The sequence below is a fragment of the Mesorhizobium sp. ArgA1 genome (assembly GCF_053714375.1).
Genome location: NZ_JBSKBQ010000006.1, coordinates 77,418 through 97,875 on the forward strand (window position 1 = coordinate 77,418; position 20,458 = coordinate 97,875).

The window sequence follows — 20,458 nt, forward strand, 5'->3', positions numbered from 1 at the left end:
TCTAGCGCTCGGCCACGGCTTTGTCCACCGGCGGTTCAGTCGCCCGACTTGGCCAGGCTGCGCAAATTTTGGTGAGAGGTCATGAAAATCCGCTCCACCTCCGTCGGCGGGCGCGGTGCTGTCGAATGGCCAAGTGCCGCCACGACTTCGTCTATGTCAACAAAGCGACGGCCGCCACGGTCGTAGACGCCGCCCGTGGTCATAATCAGCGCGGCCGTCTCGCCATTGTCGAGGACAAACCGGTGCCTGCCGATGACCTGCGTGCCCTCCCAGGTTTCGATCGAGGACACCACTTCGAAGCGCCGCCACAACCTGATCTCGCGCACATAGGCCACCTGCAGCCCGCCGATCATCGGCGCCCAGCCTTTCTTGCGCGCCAGCGCGATGAGGCCAATGCGCAGGAAGATGTCGATGCGGCCAAGATCGGCCAGCATCATGTAGCGGGCGTTGTTGAGATGGCTGTTGAAGTCGATGTCGGTTGGCAGGCAGCGGAAAGCCAGCCGGCTTTCGCTACCGACCACATAGGGGCCACGGCGCCTTGCCGTGGCCATCATGCGCGCCAGACGCCCCCAGACGTACATGGGGCGCTAGATCAAGCGGCCTTCTTCACCTCACCCTTCGCATAGGGGTCGAAGCGCTGGTAGAAGGTCTCGCCTTTCTCAGCCAGGTCGAGCAGCAGCTTGGGCGCCTTGAACTCGGCGCCGTATTTCTTCTGCAGGCCCTTGGCGATCCTGACGAACTCCTTGGCGCCGATGCCGTCGATATAGGACAGCGCGCCACCGGTGAACGGGGCGAAGCCGAACGCCAGGATGGAGCCGACATCGGCCTCACGTGGATCGGTGACAATGCCTTCTTCCATCACCCTTGCTGCTTCCAGCGCGATGGTGACCAGCAGGCGCTGCTGCAGCTCGTTATAGTCGACCTTCTCGGCCTTCAGCTGCGGATAAAGGTCTTTCAGGCCCGGCCACAGCTTCTTCTTGGCGGGCTTCGCCGGATAGTCGTAGAAGCCCTTGCCGTTCTTGCGGCCGAAGCGGCCATGGGTATCGACCAGCGTGTTGATCAGCGCCATCTGCCTCGGATCGACGGCCTTGTCACCGAGGTCCCTGATGGTCTGTTTCATGATCTTCTGAGCCAGGTCGATCGCCGTCTCATCGGTCAGCGCCAGCGGACCGACCGGCATGCCGGCGGCCTTGGCGGCATTCTCGATCATCGGCGCCGGAACGCCCTCGATCAGCATCTTGTAGGCTTCCGACATGTAACGCAGCACGCAGCGGTTGACGTAGAAGCCGCGCGTGTCGTTGACGACGATCGGCGTCTTCTTGATGGCGCGCACGAAGTCGATGGCTGTGGCAAGCGCCTTGTCGCCGGTCTTCTTGCCCAGAATGATCTCGACCAGCATCATCTTGTCGACCGGCGAGAAGAAGTGGATGCCGACAAAATTCTTCGGCCGCGTCGAATTCTTGGCCAGCGCGGTGATCGGGATGGTCGAGGTGTTGGAGGCGAATATCGCCGACGATTTCAGCACCGCTTCCGCCTGTTCGGTGGCAGCCTTCTTGACGGCTGAATCCTCGAACACCGCCTCGACCACCAGATCGCAGCCGGCGAGGTCAGCATAGTCTGCCGTCGGCGTGATCAGCGACAGGAGTTTGTCCTTATCCGCGGTCTTGGCGCGGCCCTTCTTGACCTGATCCGAGATCAGGCTGTCGGAATGCGCCTTGCCCTTTTCGGCCGAAGCCATGTCGCGGTCGAGCAGCACGACCGGGATACCTGCCTTGGCGGTGACAAAGGCGATGCCGGCGCCCATGAAACCGGCGCCGAGAATGCCGATCTTCTTGAACCTGGTTTCCGGCACGCCGGCCGGACGGCGGGCGCCCTTGTTGAGCTCCTGCAGCGACACGAACAGCGAGCGGATCATCGCCGCCGCTTCCTTCGACTGCATGATTTCGGTGAAATAGCGCTGTTCGATCCTCAAGCCGGTGTCGAACGGCACCAACAGGCCTTCATAGACGCATTTCAGGATGGCAGCGGCGGCCGGATAATTGCCATAGGTCTCGCGGCGCAGGATGGCGATGGCCGGCGGCCACAGGTTGAAGCCGGCGGGCGAATAGATCTGGCCGCCGGGCAATTTATAGCCCTTCTCGTCCCAGGGCTGGACGGCTTTCAGGCCGTTCTTGATCAATGCCTTGGCGGTCTCGATCAGCTTCGCCGGTTCGGCGATTTCGTGGATCAGGCCCATCGCCTTGGCTTTCTGCGGCGACAGGTTCTGGCCGGTGGTCAGCATCTGCAAGGCCTGCTGCTGGTCGGTCAGGCGCGGCACGCGCTGGGTGCCGCCGGCGCCCGGGAAAATGCCGACCTTGACTTCCGGCAGGGCCATCTTGACCTTTTCGGAGTCGGCGGCCACGCGGCCATGGCAGGCCAGCGACAGCTCAAAAGCGCCGCCCATGCAAGTGCCATTGATCGCCGAAACCCAAGGCTTGCCCGAGGTTTCGAGCTTGCGCCAAAGGGCACCCATGCGGCCGGCGTTTTCGAACAGCAACTTTGCCGCTTTCTCCGGATCCTTGGTCTTCTCCTTCGCAAAGACCGTCAGCATCTTTTGCAGCATGGTGAGATCCGCGCCGCCGGAGAAGCTGTCCTTGCCCGAGGTGATCACTGCACCCTTGATGCCGGCATCGGCCACCACCTGATCGATGATCTTGTCAAGTTCGTTCATCACCTCTTCGGTGAAGACGTTCATCGAGCGGTCCGGCATGTTCCAGGTGACCAGCGCAATGCCGTCGGCGTCGGTGTCGACCGTGAAGTTTGTGTAGGTCATGTCTCTCTCCTTCCGGCCGAAAATCAGACGCGTTCGATGATCGTTGCGGTGCCCATGCCGGCGCCGATGCAGAGCGTCACCAAGGCGGTGTTGAGGTCGCGTCGCTCCAGCTCATCCAGAACCGTGCCCAGGATCATCGCTCCGGTGGCGCCGAGCGGATGGCCCATGGCAATGGCGCCGCCATTGACGTTGATCTTGTCGTGCGGAATGTCGAAGGCCTGCATGTAGCGCAGCACCACCGAGGCGAAGGCTTCGTTGAGTTCGAAAAGATCGATATCCGACAGCTTCATCTTGGCGCGCTTCAACAGCTTTTCGGTGACGTCGACCGGACCGGTCAGCATCAGCACCGGCTCGGAGCCGATATTGGCGAAGGCGCGGATGCGGGCGCGTGGCTTCAGGCCCATGGTCTTGCCGGCCTTCTTCGAACCGAGCAGCACGGCGGCTGCGCCATCGACGATGCCGGACGAATTGCCGGCATGATGGACGTGGTTCACTTCTTCCACTTCGGGATGCTTCTGCACGGCAACGGCGTCGAAGCCGCCCATTTCGCCGGGCATGACGAAGGACGGGTTGAGCGAGGCCAGCGACTGCATATCGGTCGTGGGCCGCATGTGCTCATCATGATCGAGAATGGTCAGGCCGTTCTGGTCCTTGATCGGGATGACGGAGTTCTTGAAGCGTCCGTCGGCCCACGCCTTGCCGGCGCGCTTCTGGCTCTCGACCGCATAGGCGTCGACGTCGTCGCGCGAAAAACCGTATTTGGTGGCGATCAGGTCGGCCGAAATGCCCTGCGGCACGAACCAGCCGGGCAGACCGACCGACGGGTCCATGAACCATGCGCCGCCGGAGGCGCCCATGCCGACGCGCGACATCGATTCGACGCCGCCGGCAATGACGATCTCGTCGGCGCCCTGCGCGATCTTGGCGGCGCCGAAGTTGATGGCGTCGAGACCCGATGCGCAGAAGCGCGAGATCTGCATGCCAGGCGCCTTGTTGTCGTATCCGGCCTCGAAGGCGGCGGCGCGCGGAATGACGGAGCCGGCCTCGCCGACCGGATCGACGCAGCCGAAGATGATGTCGTCGACATTGCCTGTGTCGAGCCCGTTGCGGTCGCGCAGCGCCTCGAGCGTCCTGGCGGCGAGCCGCACCGCCGGCACTTCGTGCAGCGAGCCATCCTTCTTGCCCTTGCCGCGCGGCGTGCGCACGGCGTCGTAGACATAAGCTTCGGCCATTTTCTTGCTCCTTGGGTTTGCCGGTCGTGGCTCTCAGAGAGAGCGGCCGATCAGCAATTTCATGATCTCGTTGGTGCCGCCGTAGATGCGCTGAACGCGGGCGTCGCGGAACATGCGGGCGATCGGATATTCATTCATGTAGCCATAGCCGCCATGCAATTGAAGGCATTCGTCGACGACTTTGCCCTGCAGGTCCGAGAGCCAGTATTTCGCCATCGAGGCGGTGACCGGGTCGAGGCCGCCATTGATATGGCGGGTGACGCAGTCATTGTAGAAGACGCGGCCTATGGTGGCCTCGGTCTTCAATTCGGCGAGCTTGAACTGGGTGTTCTGGAACTCGATGATCGCCTTGCCGAAGGCCTTGCGATCCTTGACGTAGTCGATGGTCAGCGCAAGCGCGCGTTCGATCATGGCAATGGCGCCGGTGCCGATCTGCAGCCGCTCCTGCGGCAATTGCTGCATCAGCTGGATAAAGCCCTGCCCCTCTTCATGACCGAGCAGGTTGGAGGTCGGCACCCGAACATCGTTGAAGAACAGTTCCGACGTGTCGTTGGCCTTCAGCCCGATCTTGTCGAGGTTGCGGCCGCGCTCAAAGCCATCGACCGCGTCGGTCTCGATGACGATGAGCGAGGTGCCCTTGGCGCCCTTGGCCGGATCGGTCTTGGTGACGACGATGATGAAATTGGCCAGCTGGCCGTTGGTTATGAAGGTCTTGGAGCCGTTGATCTTGTACTGGTTGCCGTCCTTCTCGGCCCGCGTCTTGACGCCTTGCAGGTCGGAGCCGGCACCCGGCTCGGTCATGGCGATGGCGCCGATCAGTTCGCCGGTCGCCAGTTTCGGCAGCCACTTCTTCTTCTGCTCTTCGGAGCCGTAGTGAAGGATGTAAGGGGCGACGATGGCATTGTGCAGGCCGATGCCGAACCCGTCGACGCCGACATGGCCGATCGCCTCGATGATGGCGCTCTCATGCGCGAACGTGCCGCCGGAGCCGCCATATTCCTCCGGCATCGAGGCACAGAGCAGGCCGGCGGCACCGGCCTTGCGCCAGCTCTCGCGGTCGACCATTTCGTTCTTCTCGAACTCGTCGTAGCGCGGCGCGATCTCTTCCAACATGAAGCGATGCGACATGTCGTAAAGCATGCCGACCTCTTCCGCCGCCCAGGCAGGCTTCGGCAAAGAGAGCACTTCGGCTGGATTTGTCGCCACGATTTCCTCCGCGTTCCGACAATGTGGGCCGGCGATGCCGGCCCGACAAACCTAGAACGCTTCCGCAGGCAGCGCCATTAGCGTATCCGCACCACTGGAAATGCGGGCGAGATGTGCCGACGTCTCGGGCATGATCTGCTCCATGAAGAAGCGCGCCGTCACCACCTTGTTGTCGTAGAAGGACTGGGTGCCATTGGCGCCGGTTTTGCCGACAGCCGCCTTGGCCATCTGCGCCCACATATAGCCCAGCGCCACAAGGCCGAAGAGATGCATGTAGTCGGTAGAGGCGGCGCCGGCATTGTCGGGCTTGGCCATGCCGTTCTGCAGCAGCCACATGGTGGCCGCCTGCAGGTCGTTGAGGCCCTTCTTCAGGGCCTTGGTGAACGGCGCCATTCTCTCGTCGGCACGGTTCTCCTCGCAGAACTCGCCGACATCCTTGAAGAAGGCCTGGATGGCACGGCCGCCGTTGAGGCCGAGCTTGCGGCCGACGAGATCGAGGGCCTGGATGCCGTTGGCGCCTTCATAGATCATGGCGATGCGGGCATCGCGCACGAACTGGCTCATGCCATGCTCTTCGATATAGCCGTGGCCGCCGAACACTTGCTGCGCCATGACGGCGTGGTCGAAACCCTTGTCGGTGAGCACGCCCTTGATCACCGGCGTCAGCAGGCCGGTGTAGTCGTCGGCGGCCTGGCGGTCCTTGTCGTCGGCGGAGCGGTGGGCGATGTCGGACTTGATCGCCGTCCACAGCGCCAGCGCGCGGCCGGCCTCGTTGAAGGCCTTCATGGTCATCAACGAGCGTCTGATGTCGGGATGGACGATGATCGGGTCGGCCTTCTTGTCCGGCGCCTTGGCGCCCGACAGCGAACGGCCTTGCAGCCGGTCCTTGGCATAGGAGACCGCGTTCTGGTAGGCGATTTCGGACAGCGACAGTCCCTGCAGACCGACGCCGAGGCGGGCTTCGTTCATCATCGTGAACATCGCCTTCAGGCCGCCATTTGCCTCGCCGAGCAGCGTGCCCTCGGCCTCGTCATAGTTCATGACGCAGGTCGAATTTCCGTGGATGCCCATCTTCTCCTCGATCGAGCCGCAGGAGAGCGTGTTCCTGTCGGCTGGATTGCCCGAAGCATCGAGCTTGAGCTTCGGCACGATGAAGAGCGAAATGCCCTTGACGCCTTCCGGCGCACCTTCGATGCGCGCCAGCACGAGGTGGACGATGTTGTCCGACATGTCGTGCTCGCCGGCCGAGATGAAGATCTTCTGGCCGGAAATCTTGTAGGTGCCATCGCCGTTCGGCACCGCCTTGGTGCGCAGCAGACCGAGATCGGTGCCGCAATGCGGCTCGGTCAAGTTCATGGTGCCGGTCCAGGAACCCTCGACCAGCTTCGGCAGCCAAGTCGCTTTCTGCTCGTCGGTGCCATGGGTGATGATCGCCGCGATCGCGCCTTGGGTCAGGCCAGGATACATCATCAGCGCCATGTTGGCCGACACCATGTATTCGGCAACCGCGGTGTGCACCGCATAGGGCAGGCCCTGGCCACCGAATTCCACCGGCGCCGCCAGTCCCATCCAGCCGCCTTCGCGATACTGGTCGTAGGCCTCCTTGAAGCCTTTCGGTGTCGTCACCGAGCCGTCGTCGTGGCGCACGCAGCCTTCCATGTCACCGACACGGTTCAAGGGATGCATGACGTTTTCGGCGAGCTTGGCGCCCTCGGCGAGGATGGCCTCGACCACATCGGGCGTCGCGTCGGCAAATCCTGGAAGATTGGAATAGCGCTGGTAGCCCAGCACCTCATTGAGCACGAACAGCGTGTCCTGGACGGGAGCCCTGTAGATCGGCATGTGTTTCCTCCACCATGCGGGTCTTGGTCGCGGGATAAAGCCCCGAAAATGAGCTCTGGGCAGCATGCAGACCAATGTTGAAAGCGGGATAGCAAAAATTGACGTTTGCGTAAACGTCAATTTTATTGCCGCGACAAAATTTCCTTGTGCCAGCCTATCGGCACGAGGTGGCGGACACCAGCGGCGCATGGGTTGCGCAAGCGAGTATGATGGCAAACGAAAAGAGCCGCGCGGCTGACCGCACGGCTCTTGTTCATCGAAGCTTGCGCCGTAAATGGCGCAGCGAGTTCAGCTCGCGGCGCTGGCTGGAGCTGAACGCTCGGACAGCATCTGGCGCACGGCCGACATCGAGCCGCTCAGCTCGTTGATCGCGTCGTCGATCAGCGCGCGCTGCTTCTGCAGGCGGGCAAGCTGCTTCTCCGACTTGTCGAGAGCCAGCCGCAGTTGCTTGGTGTTGGATCCGGTCGGATCGTAGAGATCCATCATCTGCTTGACGTCGCGCAGCGAGAACCCGACCTTGCGGCCGAGCAGGATCAGCTTCAGCCGCGCCTTGTCGCGACGCGTGTAGAGGCGCGTTGCCCCGTCGCGCTTCGGATTGAGCAGGCCCTTGTCTTCATAGAAACGCAGCGTGCGCAGGGTCACGCCGTATTTCTTGGCCATCTCGCCGATGCGCACGAGCTCCTCGCCGGCTTCGACAGAGATATTGTTGGTGTTGGCCGCGGCTTCGCCGGGCGAAACAAGTTTCATGGTCACTGGCTTTCCCCTGTAGTGGCGTCGCGGTCTCGGACCTTGCAACGCCTGAGTGGAAGCGGGGGCATGCTTCCAGTCGTGGGTTTCAACTAATTCATCGCAAAAGGCACGAAAAGCGCCCCTCTTACGTTTACGTCAATTCTATATCGATAGCCGCCTCATGACGCAAGGGCGTTCTGGGATTGCGAAACCTTATGCCGCACCCCCCGTGCAGGTCCGAACGGGCGCTGCCTGTATTTCAGCAATGCGGTAACTTCTTAAGCTTGGTTAACGCCTTGTTTACCACGATGGGTGAAATGTGCGCATGTCGGTCATCCGTGTTTATCCTGTAGCGAATTTTTCACGGTTTTTCGGAGCGCGGGCCTGGCCCGGGAAGCTCGTCTTCCGCCGCAGCATAGCCGCGCGGCCGCCTTCGTTCCCGACAGGGACTTTGGGGAAAACTGGCAGCAAGCCGGCCATTCTGAAAAACGGGCGCATCGATGAACAGCAAGCGGTCCTATCTCGATACACTCAACGCCGGCAGGCCACGCAGGCCGAACACCACGCTTGATGAATTGAACCGCTCGCTGGAAACGCTGGAACAGCGGCTGGAGCGCAAGCGCGAGGACACGGGAGAGCGCTTCGATCCGCGCCGGCCACCGGTCGAGCCGCGCTACGCCAGCGCGCAGCCCTACGCCCCGCCGCGCTGGTATGAGGATCCGCAACCCGCGCCACGGCCGAAGAGCTCGGCGCAGGCCGGATTCGACCAGAACTATCAGGCGATCGCGCGCGACATAGACCGTGTGCGCGGCCAGGAAGACAGCGTCGCCGTGGTCGGCAAGATCGCCGGCGAATTGCGCGGCTTGCGCGAAGAACTACGCCATCAGATGACTGCCGGCCTGCAGCGCGAATTTGCCGCCCTGCGCAAGGATATCGAGCGGGCATTCCAGGCGGGCAACCAGTCAGGCGGCTTGCCCGGCAAGGGCAGCGCGGAACTCGGCCTCGAATTCGAGCGGCTGTCCGGCGCCATCCAGACGCTGGCCGAAAAGAGCGACGACAGAAGCGTCAACATGCTGCGGCTCGAACTCGAGCAGGTGAAGACCGCGCTCGACACGCTGGCGCGCGAGGAAAGCGTGCTGAAGGTCGATCGCCGCTGGGACGATTTCGACCGCCGCTGGAGCGCGTTCGAGGACCGCGTCGACGCCGATCAGCGCAACCGCGCGGACGGTCCCGGATTTTCGGCTCTGACCGACCGGCTCGAGCAGATCAGCAATGCCGTCAACAATCTGCCGGAATCGCTGTCGCTGCGCTCGATGGAGGAAAAGGTCCGCACGCTTGCCGGCGCCGTCGATCACTTCGTCAGCCAGCAGAACAACCGCGGCGGCGACACGCTCGGCCTGATCGACGAACGGCTTGACGAGATTACGCGCGCCATCGTCGCCTCGACCGTCGCCGCCCAGGCCAATTCCTTCGACCCCGAGCCGTTCGAGCGCATCGAGAAGCGGATCGCCTCGCTGGCGCAGCAGATCGAGGAAGTCATGCAGGTTCGTCCGAGCGGCGAGGTTCTCGACCGTCTCAGCATGCTGTCGAACCGGGTCGACGACCTCGCCGGCCGCGCCAATCTGCCGGAACAGGCGATGGAGCGCCTCGGCAAGCAGATCGCGATGATTGCCGACAAGATCGACCGCGCCCCGGCCATGCCCGACGCCGACTATATCTTCCAGGGTCTGGAACAGCGCTTCGACGTGCTGTCGGGCATGATGGAACGCCGGCAGGGCGACGCCATCGACCAGGGCAACATGCTGTTTCGCGACCTCGAGCGGCGGCTGGACGAGGTCGCCGACCGGCTGGACCAGCGTCAGCCGCAAGCCGACAACACCGAAATCATGGACGCCATCGACGCCCGCTTCACCGCGCTTGCCAAACGCATGGAGACGCGTGTTCCCGATCCTGCCAACGAGGCGGCGATCCGCGGCCTGGAAAGCCGGCTCGAAGACATTTCAAGCCGGCTGGACTCGTCGGCCGCGCAGGTCGCCGGCATCGATCCGGCACTGATCCGCAGCCTCGAGGCTCAGGTCTCCGGCCTGTCGGCGCATCTGTCGAAGCCCGGCACGCCGCTGCCGGAATTCGAGGACATCAGCCCGCGACTCAACGAAATCGAGAAATCGCTGGCCGGAACCCGCGAGTCCATCATGGGCGCGGCACGCGAAGCGGCCGAGAGCGCGGTGCGCTCGCTGGCCGATTCCAATGCCAACACCGCGGCCGTCACCGGCCTCGCCCAGGATCTGAAGACGCTGGAAGCGCTGACGCGCCGTTCGGACGAGCGCAATTCGCGGACATTCGAGGCCATTCACGACACGCTGCTCAAGATCGTCGACCGCCTGGGTTCGCTGGAGACCAGCGAACCGGTCGAGGCGGTGAGCGAACTCCTGGATACGCCGGCGGAACCGGCACGGCGGGCCCGTGCGGCCCGCGCCTCCAAGATCGCGGTGCAGGATGCGCCGTCGATGGACATCGACCAGCCGCTGCCGCTGACCGGAGACATGGCCGACCTCGACGGCCGCGCCGCCGCCATCATGCGCAACGAGCCCGATATGCGCGCCGAACCAGACATGCGCAGCGAGCCGGTGCGGCGCTCGCCGGCCGAGGCTGCCGCGGCCGCTGCCCAGGCGGCGCTCGGTTCCGATGCGATTACCGAGAAGGGCGAAGGCACGGCCAAGAAGTCGCTGTTCGGCGGACTGGCGCGCGCCTTCAGGGGCAAGAAGCCGGCCGACTTGCCGCCGCTTGCTGGCTCTGCGCCCAATGTCGACATGCCGAGCGTCGATCTCGACGAGCCGCTCGACCCGAAGCTCGCCAACCGGCCGCTGGAGCCAGGCTCAGGCGCACCCGACCTCAACGCCATCATGAAGCGCGTGCGCGATGAGCGCGGGCCGCCGGTGCGGCAAAGCACCGGCGATGCATCGAAATCCGACTTCATCGCCGCCGCCCGGCGCGCGGCGCAGGCCGCTGCCGCCGAGGCCGACGCGCTGAAACGCCAGTCCACCATGAAGGGCCCGGTGAAAGCGCTGCGGATCGGCGACCTGCTCAAGGCGCGTCGCAAGCCGATCCTGATGGGAGCGATCGCGATCATGCTGGCGCTTGCCGGCCTGCAGTTGGGCAAGGCCTTCTTCGCCGACCCGGTCGAGGTCGCAAGCAACGATACAGCGCCGATTGTCGCATCGCAGCCGGTCGAGATTGCCTCGGTCAATGCTGCCAGCCAACCCAAGGCAGACGCGCAGCCAGCCGTGCAGGACACGCCGGCTCGCATCGTCAGGCAGGCGGAGCCCTCGCAGCCGACAGCTGGCAACGATGCACCGATGGATGCAGCCTCGGTCACCGCTCCCGAAGTACCGCCCTTCGAACCCGCGTCCGCGCCGATGGCTTTGGCCGATCCGGCCCCGACGCCAGACGCAATGCTGCCGACGACCGCCACTGCGGAACCGGCGGCGGCTGACGCGCAGCCTGCGGCTGCTGTCACGGCGCCCTCGGCATCGGATACGACCGGCGCCGTTCCACCCGCTGACACCGCGGCAACCCCTGTCGTCGCCAAGATCGACATTCCGACCGATGCCGGCCCACAGGCTTTGCGCGACGCGGCCGCCGGCGGCGACGCCAAGGCGCTGTTCGAGCTCGGCTCGCGCTATGCCGAATCGCGCGGCGTGAAAGAAGACATGACGGCGGCCGCCAAATGGTACGAAAAATCGGCCGAACTGGGCTTCGCACCGGCCGAATACCGCATCGGCAATTTCTACGAGAAGGGCATCGGCGTCACGCGCGACATCAAGAAGGCGAAGACTTTCTACCAGCTTGCCGCCGCGCAAGGTAACGCCAGCGCCATGCACAATCTGGCCGTGCTCTTCGCCATGGCCGCGGACGGCGTGACCGACAATGAATCGGCCGCGCACTGGTTCCAGGCCGCGGCCGATGTCGGCGTCAAGGACAGCCAGTTCAATCTCGGCATCCTGGCGGCCAAGGGCGTCGGCATGAAGCAGAGCCTGGAAGAATCCTACAAATGGTTCGCGCTTGTCGCCAAGACCGGCGACAAGGATGCCGCGGCCAAGCGTGACGAGGTCGCCAGTGCGCTGAGGCCCGAACAGCTCGAGCGGGCGCGCGCCGCCACTGAACTGTGGAAGCCGAAGCCGCTCGACCCGGCGTCCAACTCGGCCGACATCCCTGAATCCTGGCAGGAAGGCACGCCGCAGACGACCGCCAGCATCGACATGAAGAAGGCCGTCAAGAACATCCAGCTCATCCTCAACAAGAACGGCTACGACGCCGGCGGCGCCGATGGCGTGATGGGCGGCAAGACCAAGACCGCGATCATGGCTTTCCAAACCGACAACAAGATGCAGGCGACCGGCGAAATCGACGAAAAGCTGGTGAAGGCGCTGCTGGCGCACAAATAACGGCAGATGCGTCGCTAACACGACGCCCTTGCCACACATTTGCCTGTTAACTGATTGAGATGTTTTTTGTTTCGGCAGGGCGGCGGGGTTTGACCCGGCCGCCTTGGCGGCGCAAGAAAAAATTGGCTTTTCGGTGCGACAATGCCCGCGAATGGCTGCAATCGCCGACAGGCAAACTGATCGAGACTGACGGGTGGGCATCTATCTCCCGATCGCGGAAATCTCCGTCAACGTCTTCGTCCTGCTGGCGATGGGCGCGGCGGTGGGTTTCCTGTCGGGTATGTTCGGGGTCGGTGGCGGCTTCCTGATCACGCCGCTCCTGATCTTCTACAACATCCCGCCGGCGATCGCGGTTGCCACCGGCGCCAACCAGGTCATCGCCTCCTCCTTCTCCGGCGCGCTGTCGCACATGAAGCGCGGCACGCTCGACTTCAAGCTCGGCGGGGTGCTGCTGGCCGGCGGCATTGTCGGCTCGACCGGCGGCGTCTTCGTCTTTGCCTTGCTGCGCCGGCTCGGCCAGCTCGATTTGTTCATCTCGCTGCTTTACGTCGTGCTGCTCGGCACCGTGGGCGGGCTGATGCTGGTCGAAAGCGTCAATGCGCTACGCGCCACGCGCAGCGGTGCCGCCCCGGTGTTGAAGAAATCCGGCCAGCACAACTGGATCCACCGGCTGCCGCTGAAGATGCGGTTCAGGGCTTCGAAGCTGTTCGTCAGCGTCATTCCGGTGCTTGGGCTCGGCGCCGGCATTGGCTTCCTGTCGTCGATCATGGGCGTCGGCGGCGGCTTCATCATGGTGCCGGCCCTGATCTATCTCCTGAAAGTGCCGACCAATGTCGTCATCGGCACCTCGCTGTTCCAGATCATTTTCACCTCGGCCTACACGACGCTGGTGCACGCCACCACCAACCAGACGGTCGACGTCATGCTTGCCTTCCTGTTGATGGCGGGCGGCGTCGCCGGTGCGCAATATGGCGCCAAGGCAGGCCAGAAGCTGCGCGGCGAACAGCTGAGGGCGCTGCTGGCGCTGCTGGTGCTGGCGGTTGCCATCCGGCTGGCCATCGATCTCTTCGTCACGCCGCCTGACCTCTATTCGCTGACCGCCGCAGGCCTGAACTGATGCGGCGGTGGAGCACGTTCGCGACCGCCGCTTTGCTGTTCGCCCTCGCCCTGCCGGCGACAGCACAGTCGCCGAACCCGCTGCCGGAAGGCATCCAGATCGGTCTTTCCACGGACGCCGTGTCGATCACCGCCGGCTTTTCCGGCGCCGACCTGACCATTTTCGGGTCGCTGGAAAACCCCGACCCGCTGGTCGCGCGGCAGGGGCGCTATGACGTCATCGTCGTGCTCGAAGGGCCGCCGCGGCCGGTGGTGGTGCGTCGCAAGGACCGGGTGCTCGGCGTCTGGGTCAATCTGGAATCCGAGACCTTCGAGAATGTGCCGGTGTCCTATTCCGTCGCCACGACGCGGCCACTGCAGGACATCACCGAACCCAACAGCTACAAGCAGCTTTCGCTCGGAGCCTCCAGCCTTTACATGAAGCCGGCCGACGCCACCGACAGCCCGGCGACGATCGACGAATTCACCGTAGCGCTGCGCGAGCGCAAGGCGGCGACCGGCCTCTACAGCGAGAATGTCGGCGGCGTGCAGTTCCTATCGCAGAACCTGTTCCGCGCCACCGTGCGGCTGGCGCCGAATGTCCCAGTTGGAACGCATAAAGCCCGCGCGTTCCTGTTCAAGAGCGGCTTGTTCCTCAAGGAAAGCTCGGCCCAGCTCGAAATCCGCAAATCGGGTTTCGAACAGTCGATCTTTCGCGTCGCGCACGATTATTCCTTTCTCTACGGCGTCTTCGCCGTGTCGCTGGCCATGATCACCGGCTGGCTTGGCAGGCTGATCTTCCGCAAGGACTGACGCTCCCGGGGGAAACGGAAAGCCCATTTCCCGGAAAAACAGGGTTCCCCTTTCCCCGTTTATGGGATAGATCGCCGCCTCCCAACCCTCGGGCAAATACGTACAATCAATTCGGCAAGCGGTTCGGACATCCGGATGACAGTGCTCTTCGGCGCTGGCCACCGCGACCCAATGACAGGAGGCTGCAATGCATCAGGCATTTGGCGGCATCGATTTCGGCACGTCCAATTCCACGGTGGGCGTGATCCGCAACGGCCAGGCACGGCTGGTGGCGCTGGAAGGGGAACAGCCGACATTGCCGAGTGCTGTTTTCTTCAACTTCGAGGACGGCCACACCTATTTCGGCCGCCGCGCGATTGCCGACTACACCGACGCCATAGAAGGCCGGCTGATGCGGTCGCTGAAGAGCGTGCTCGGCAGTTCGCTGGCGCATGAGAAGACGCGCATCAAGGCGCGTCAGATCGGCTTCATCGACATTGTCGGCATGTTCGTCGGTCATTTGAAGAAGCGGCTTGACGAAGATGCCGGCGCTCCGGTGGAGAGCGTCGTGCTCGGCCGTCCGGTGCAGTTCGTTGACGACGATGCGGAAGCCGATGCGAAGGCGCAGGGCGAGCTTGAAAAGGCTGCGCGCGCGCAAGGCTTCAAGCACATCGCCTTCCAGTTCGAGCCGATCGCCGCGGCGCTCGACTATGAGCAGACCGTGAAGCGCGAGGAGCTGGCGCTGATCGTCGACATGGGCGGCGGCACGTCCGACTTCTCGATCGTGCGGGTGTCGCCGCAGCGCGCCCGCTCAAGCGACCGCAAGGACGACATCCTTGCCAATCGCGGCATCCACATCGGCGGCACTGATTTCGACCGGCTGCTCAGCATTGCCCATGTCATGCCCAAGCTCGGCTATCTGACGCCGACCAAGGACGGCAAACGCAATCTGCCGGCAAGCTATTTCATCGACCTGGCGACGTGGCAGCGCATCAATCTCGTCTACACCGCCAAGGCGATGACGGACCTGAGGCAAATCCGCTTCGAGGCCAAGCGCGCCGATCTGGTCGAGCGCTTCATCCACATTGTCGAGCACCGCTACGGCCATGCGCTGGCCGGGCTGGTCGAACGAGCCAAGATCGCGCTGACGGATCAGGCTTCGGCCGATGTGACGGTGGCGCTACCCGATGCACGCTTTGCAGCCGAGATCAGCCGGGGCGGTCTGGAGGAGACGATTGCCGCCGACATCGAGCGGGTGTCCGCGACCGTGCGGCGCACGATTGCCGATGCCGGCGTGACGGCCTCTGAGATCACCGCCGTGTTCCTCACCGGCGGTTCGACCGCCATCCCGCTGGCAAGACGCGAAATCCTGTCGCTGGTGCCGCAGGCGGCTGTCATCGAGGGCGATATGTTCGGCTCGGTCGGCCTTGGCCTGGCGCTGGATGCCCGGCGCAAGTTCAGCTAATCCCTCAACCGTGATCTGTGGAGGCGCCGAGATGCGCCTTGAGCGCCATCTGCGCCAGGCTGGCCTGGCGGTCGCGATGGGTGATCATGGCGAAGTCGCGCTTCGGCAGCTCGAGCGGTACCGACCGGAGACTGCCTTCGGCCACGGCGCGTCCGATAACGAGGTCGGAAATAATGGTGGCGCCGGCGCCCGCCTCGACCGCCTGGCGAACCGCCTCGTTGCTCGGCAGCACCAGGAATATCTGCAGGTCGGCAAGTGAAATCCCCTCGCGGCGCGCCAGATCTTCCAGAACCTCGCGCGTGCCCGAACCGCCCTCGCGGATTATCCAGCGCAAGCCCCTGATATCAGGGCGGCCCGGCGCGATTTCGGTGATCTCGGGATGCGAGGCGGCGACAACCAGCATCAATCTGTCGACGTCGACCTTGGTGCGGCGAAGGATATCGGATTCGGTGCGCCCCTCGACCAGACCGAGATCGGCAGTACCGTCCAGCACATTGGCCTCGACCTGCCTGGTGTTGCCGATGGTGACGCTCAATCGCACCGCCGGGTAGGCCTCGTGAAAGGACGCGAGACGGCGCGGCAGCCAGTAGCTGGCAATGGTCAGGCTGGCGGCGATCGACAGGCTGCCGGCGACCGTCTGCGAGACATGCTCCAGCACATTGCGGGCGGCGGCGGCGCGCTCGAGCACGGCCTTGGCCTCCGGCAGGAAGCGATGGCCGGTCTGGGCCAGCTCGATGTTGCGGCCGACCCGGTTGAACAGATGAACGCCATGCTGCTCTTCAAGCGCGCGGATGGCGGCCGAGGCAGCCGACTGGGAAATGCCCAGAAGCTCGGCTGCCTTGGTCATGTGGCCGCGTTCGGCGACAGCGACGAAAATGCGCAACTGGTCGAGGGTCATGCGGTCATTAAGAACCAATTTCGATCGAATTTACAAGAACAACTGATTAGACAGATCGATAGCTTTATTCTACTTTTTCAAGCGAAGTTAGAAAAAATTCGCCAACAGATCGCAGCCAACAAAATGATCGGGCGGTTCAGATCCCTGCTTGCGCATTGGACCCGTGGCCTCAAGCGGCGGCTGGCCGGCGACCGCTATCACCCTGAAGAGCATTATATGCGCGGCCCCGGACCGAAAACGCGGGCCAAATTCGCGGACCGCAAAAGCACTCCTGGCCTATGAACCACACAGCGCCGCGCGGGGCCAATTCCGCACCGTCGCAACAGCCGTTGGCCAACACCCGCGCGCCGGATGAAGGCGACGGCGTCGACACTTCGCCCACCGTTTCCGACAGTATCGCCAAGACCACCTGCTATATGTGCGCCTGCCGCTGCGGCATCGACGTCCACATCAAGGACGGCAAGGTGCGCTACATCAACGGCAACAAGGACCATCCGGTCAATCGCGGCGTGATCTGCGGCAAGGGCAGTTCCGGTATCATGCAGCATTACAGCCCGGCGCGGCTGAAGAAGCCGCTGTTGCGCAGCGGCCCGCGCGGCTCCGGCGAGTTCCGCGAGATCGAATGGGAGGAGGCGTTTGCGATCGCGACCGAGCGGCTTTCCAAGATACGCCAGACCGATCCGAAGAAACTCGCCTTCTTCACCGGGCGCGACCAGTCGCAGTCGCTGACCGGCTGGTGGGCGAGCCAGTTCGGCACGCCGAACTTCGCCGCCCATGGCGGCTTCTGCTCGGTCAACATGGCGGTTGGTGGACTCTACACGATCGGCGGCTCGTTCTGGGAATTCGGCGAACCCGACTGGGACAACACCAAATACTTCATGCTGTTCGGCGTCGCCGAGGACCATGATTCCAACCCGATCAAGATCGGGCTCGGCAAGCTCAAGGCTCGCGGCGCCAAGGTGGTGTCGATCAACCCGTGCCGCACCGGCTACAATGCCATCGCCGACGACTGGATCGGCATCAGACCGGGCACCGACGGCCTGTTCGTGTTCGCCCTGATCCACGAACTGCTCAAGGCGGGCCGCGTCGATCTCGATTATTTGCTGCGCTACACCAACGCGCATGTGCTGGTCATCCAGGAGCCGGGCGCGGCCGATGACGGGCTTTTCCTGCGTGACAGCGACAACAATCTTCTCGCCTGGGACAGAGTGGCAAAAAACCCCGCCAAGGCGGAGGATGCCGATGCGAAACCGGCGCTGACCGGCAGCTACACTGTCGCCGGCCGGCGTTGCGTGCCGGTGTTCCAGCTTGTTGCCGACCGCTACATGGACGACAGCTACGCACCCGATGCGGTCGCGGCACAATGCAGCGTTCCGGCCGACACCATTCGCCGCATCGCCGCCGAACTCGCCCATGCTGCTTTCGAACAGACGATCGAACTGCCAGTGGCGTGGACCGACTGGGCCGGCAGACGGCACGAGACGATCAAGGGGCGGCCGGTGTCGATGCACGCCATGCGCGGCATTTCGGCCCACTCCAACGGTTTTCACTCCTGCCGCGCTATCCACCTGCTGCAGGTGTTGCTCGGCACGGTGGATGTTCCCGGCGGCTTCCGTTTCAAGCCGCCCTACCCACGCTCGGCAACGCCGGGACCGAAGCCTTGCGGCAAAACCGCAAAGCCGATGACGCCTCTCGATGGCATGCCGCTCGGTTTCGTATGCGGGCCGGATGATCTGCTGGTCGATGAGGCCGGCACGCCCTTGCGCATCGACAAGGCCTATTCCTGGGACGCGCCGCTCGCCGCCCACGGGCTGATGCATACGGTGATCCGCAATGCCTGGGCCGGCGACCCGTACCCCATCGACACCCTGATGATGTACATGTCGAACATGGCGTGGAATTCCTCGATGAACACCGTCGAGACCATTGCGATGCTGACCGACCATGACGAGGCGGGCAACTACAAGATCCCCTTCATCATCTATTCGGACGCCTATTATTCGGAGACGGTGCCGTTCGCCGATCTGGTGCTGCCCGACACCACCTATCTCGAACGTCACGACTGCATCAGCCTGCTCGACCGGCCGATCAGCCATGCCGACGGACCGGGCGACGCCATCCGCCATCCAGTGGTCGAGCCGGATCGCGACGTCAGGCCGTTCCAGTCGGTGCTGATCGAGCTTGGCGCGCGGCTCGGTCTGCCCTGCTTCGTCAACGACGATGGCTCGGCGAAATACCGCGACTATGCCGATTACATCGTCAATCACGAGCGCACGCCGGGCATAGGCCCGCTCGCCGGCTGGCGCGGCAAGGACGGCACTTGCGTCGGCAAGGGTGAAGCCAACCCCGATCAGCTACAGCGCTACATCGACAATGGCGGCTTCTGGCATCAGGATTTTGCCGCCGACCAGCGCTACTACAAGATGGCCAACCGCTCCTATCTCGACTTCGCGAAGCAGATGGGGTTCATCCCCAAGGCCGAGCCCATCGTCTTCCAGCTCTACTCCGAACCGATGCAGCGCTTTCGCCTCGCCGCGCGCGGCCATGGTCGCGTCCAGCCGCCCGACGGCGAGCGTCACCGCATCGAGACCTATATGGACCCACTGCCGTTCTGGTTTACGCCCTTCGAAGAGGCCGCCGTCGATCTCGAAAAATATCCGCTGCATGCGCTCACGCAGCGGCCGATGCACATGTATCATTCCTGGGGCTCGCAGAATGCGTGGCTGCGGCAGATCACCAGCCAGAACCGGCTATTCGTGCATCGTCAGACCGCGGCAAAGCTTGAGCTGATTGACGACGACTGGGTGTGGATCGAAAGCATCAATGGCCGTGTGAAGGGGCAGATCAAGCTGGTCGACGGCGTCAATGCGGATACGGTGTGGACCTGGAACGCCATCGGCAAGAGACGCGGCAGCTGGGGGCTGAAGGACGACGCCGCCGAGAGCAATCGCGGCTTCCTGCTCAACCACATCATCGGCGACCAGACCTCGGCTGACGCCAACGGCAAACGCTATTCGAATTCGGATCCGGTCACCGGACAGGCGGCATGGTTCGATTTACGCGTGCGCATCGTCAAATGCGCTGCGGAAGAAGCCGGCTTCACCGAGCCGCAATTCGAGCGCTTCAGTCAGCCGCCGCGCTTCCAGCCCTCGCCCGACATTCTTCGCTTCGGCGCGGAATTCCGCGCAGCAAGGGAGCCGGCCGAATGACCTGCCTTCCCGCCCATACCGACAAGAAGCTGGGTCTGGTCATCGACCTCGACACCTGCGTCGGCTGCCAGGCCTGCGTCACCGCCTGCAAGGAGTGGAACACTGGCGGCCACATGGCGCCGCTGACCGACATCGACCCCTATGGCGGCGATGTCGACGGCGTCTGGTTCAACCGCGTGCACAGCTACGAACACACGACCGAGGCGGGCGGGCGCACAGTCAACTTCCCGCGCTCCTGCCTGCATTGTGAGACGCCGGCCTGCGTCACCGTCTGTCCGACCGGCGCGTCCTACAAGCGGGCATCGGACGGCGTCGTGCTGATCGACGAAAGCAAATGCATTGGCTGCAAATTGTGTAGCTGGGCCTGCCCTTATGGCGCGCGCGAATTCGATACCGACGTCGGCGTGATGAAGAAATGCACGCTCTGCGTCGACCGCATCTACAACGACAATCTGGCGGAAGAGGACCGCGTGCCGGCCTGCGTTGCCGCCTGCCCGACCAGCGCTCGGCATTTCGGCGATCTCGGCGATCCCGCCTCGGCGGTGTCGCAACTGGTCGCCAGGCGCGGTGGCGTCGACCTGATGCCGGAGATGGGCTACAGGCCGACCAACAAATATCTGCCGCCACGCGCCCACACCGAGCATGCAGCTTCAGTGCCGGCGCCAAGGCTCGAGCCGGTCAAGGCCGAAGGCGGCTTCCTCGGCTGGGTCGACCGCATGCTTTCGAACTGACC

The 20,458-nt window shown here is 63.7% G+C and carries 14 protein-coding genes; 7 read left to right on the plus strand and 7 right to left on the minus strand.

All coding sequences use genetic code 11. From position 1 onward, the window contains the following. Nucleotides 1-35: 35 nt before the first annotated feature. The 6 genes from ACWGTI_RS16155 to ACWGTI_RS16180 all read right to left on the minus strand — a co-directional run bounded on the left by ACWGTI_RS16155 (nucleotide 36) and on the right by ACWGTI_RS16180 (nucleotide 7,839). Nucleotides 36-581 (minus strand): thioesterase family protein, encoded by a 546-nt coding sequence (locus tag ACWGTI_RS16155; protein WP_454588030.1) that lies wholly within the window; start codon nucleotides 579-581, stop codon nucleotides 36-38. Between the two features lie 11 nt (nucleotides 582-592). Beyond that, nucleotides 593-2,812, minus strand: a complete 2,220-nt coding sequence (locus tag ACWGTI_RS16160; RefSeq protein WP_454588031.1) for a 3-hydroxyacyl-CoA dehydrogenase NAD-binding domain-containing protein — start codon at nucleotides 2,810-2,812, stop codon at nucleotides 593-595. A gap of 23 nt (nucleotides 2,813-2,835) precedes the next feature. Next, the gene (locus tag ACWGTI_RS16165) at nucleotides 2,836-4,044 is read right to left on the minus strand and encodes an acetyl-CoA C-acetyltransferase (RefSeq protein ID WP_454576539.1); all 1,209 of its coding nucleotides are present in this window, start codon (nucleotides 4,042-4,044) and stop codon (nucleotides 2,836-2,838) included. Nucleotides 4,045-4,077: 33 nt separating this feature from the next. Continuing rightward, entirely contained in the window at nucleotides 4,078-5,250 is a 1,173-nt protein-coding gene (locus ACWGTI_RS16170) for an acyl-CoA dehydrogenase family protein (protein ID WP_454588032.1), read from the minus strand. Nucleotides 5,251-5,301: 51 nt separating this feature from the next. After that, nucleotides 5,302-7,092: an acyl-CoA dehydrogenase gene (locus ACWGTI_RS16175; protein ID WP_454588033.1), complete on the minus strand. Its 1,791-nt coding sequence runs from the start codon at nucleotides 7,090-7,092 to the stop codon at nucleotides 5,302-5,304. Nucleotides 7,093-7,380: 288 nt separating this feature from the next. Next, a complete protein-coding gene (locus ACWGTI_RS16180) occupies nucleotides 7,381-7,839 on the minus strand; it encodes a MerR family transcriptional regulator (RefSeq protein WP_454576542.1) in 459 nt (152 codons plus the stop codon). 482 nt (nucleotides 7,840-8,321) lie between these two features. Here ACWGTI_RS16180 and ACWGTI_RS16185 point away from each other — a divergent pair, with 482 nt between their 5' ends. The 4 genes from ACWGTI_RS16185 (at nucleotide 8,322) to ACWGTI_RS16200 (ending at nucleotide 15,618) form a co-directional block, all read left to right on the plus strand. Then, complete coding sequence (locus ACWGTI_RS16185; RefSeq protein WP_454588034.1) at nucleotides 8,322-12,266, plus strand: peptidoglycan-binding protein; 3,945 nt, start codon at nucleotides 8,322-8,324, stop codon at nucleotides 12,264-12,266. A 193-nt stretch (nucleotides 12,267-12,459) separates the two neighbouring features. Beyond that, entirely contained in the window at nucleotides 12,460-13,383 is a 924-nt protein-coding gene (locus ACWGTI_RS16190; RefSeq protein ID WP_454588035.1) for a sulfite exporter TauE/SafE family protein, read from the plus strand. Continuing rightward, nucleotides 13,383-14,174: a TIGR02186 family protein gene (locus tag ACWGTI_RS16195; protein WP_454588036.1), complete on the plus strand. Its 792-nt coding sequence runs from the start codon at nucleotides 13,383-13,385 to the stop codon at nucleotides 14,172-14,174. Before ACWGTI_RS16190 ends, ACWGTI_RS16195 begins: the two co-directional genes overlap by 1 nt. A gap of 187 nt (nucleotides 14,175-14,361) precedes the next feature. Beyond that, on the plus strand, nucleotides 14,362-15,618 hold the full coding sequence (locus tag ACWGTI_RS16200; protein ID WP_454588037.1) for an Hsp70 family protein: 1,257 nt from the start codon (nucleotides 14,362-14,364) through the stop codon (nucleotides 15,616-15,618). Between the two features lie 4 nt (nucleotides 15,619-15,622). Here ACWGTI_RS16200 and ACWGTI_RS16205 read toward each other — a convergent pair whose 3' ends face one another. Next, the gene (locus tag ACWGTI_RS16205) at nucleotides 15,623-16,516 is read right to left on the minus strand and encodes a LysR substrate-binding domain-containing protein (protein ID WP_454588038.1); all 894 of its coding nucleotides are present in this window, start codon (nucleotides 16,514-16,516) and stop codon (nucleotides 15,623-15,625) included. Between ACWGTI_RS16205 and ACWGTI_RS16210 the strand changes: the two genes are divergently transcribed. From ACWGTI_RS16210 to ACWGTI_RS16220, 3 genes are read left to right on the plus strand one after another with little or no spacing between them, the layout of a single operon-like run. After that, complete coding sequence (locus ACWGTI_RS16210; protein ID WP_454588180.1) at nucleotides 16,466-16,798, plus strand: hypothetical protein; 333 nt, start codon at nucleotides 16,466-16,468, stop codon at nucleotides 16,796-16,798. The genes ACWGTI_RS16205 and ACWGTI_RS16210 overlap by 51 nt on opposite strands. Next, nucleotides 16,795-19,725, plus strand: coding sequence for a molybdopterin oxidoreductase family protein (locus ACWGTI_RS16215; RefSeq protein WP_454588039.1), 2,931 nt, complete (start codon nucleotides 16,795-16,797; stop codon nucleotides 19,723-19,725). The genes ACWGTI_RS16210 and ACWGTI_RS16215 overlap by 4 nt, the downstream gene beginning before the upstream one ends. Continuing rightward, the gene (locus ACWGTI_RS16220; protein ID WP_454588040.1) at nucleotides 19,722-20,456 is read left to right on the plus strand and encodes a 4Fe-4S dicluster domain-containing protein; all 735 of its coding nucleotides are present in this window, start codon (nucleotides 19,722-19,724) and stop codon (nucleotides 20,454-20,456) included. Before ACWGTI_RS16215 ends, ACWGTI_RS16220 begins: the two co-directional genes overlap by 4 nt. Nucleotides 20,457-20,458: the final 2 nt, after the last annotated feature.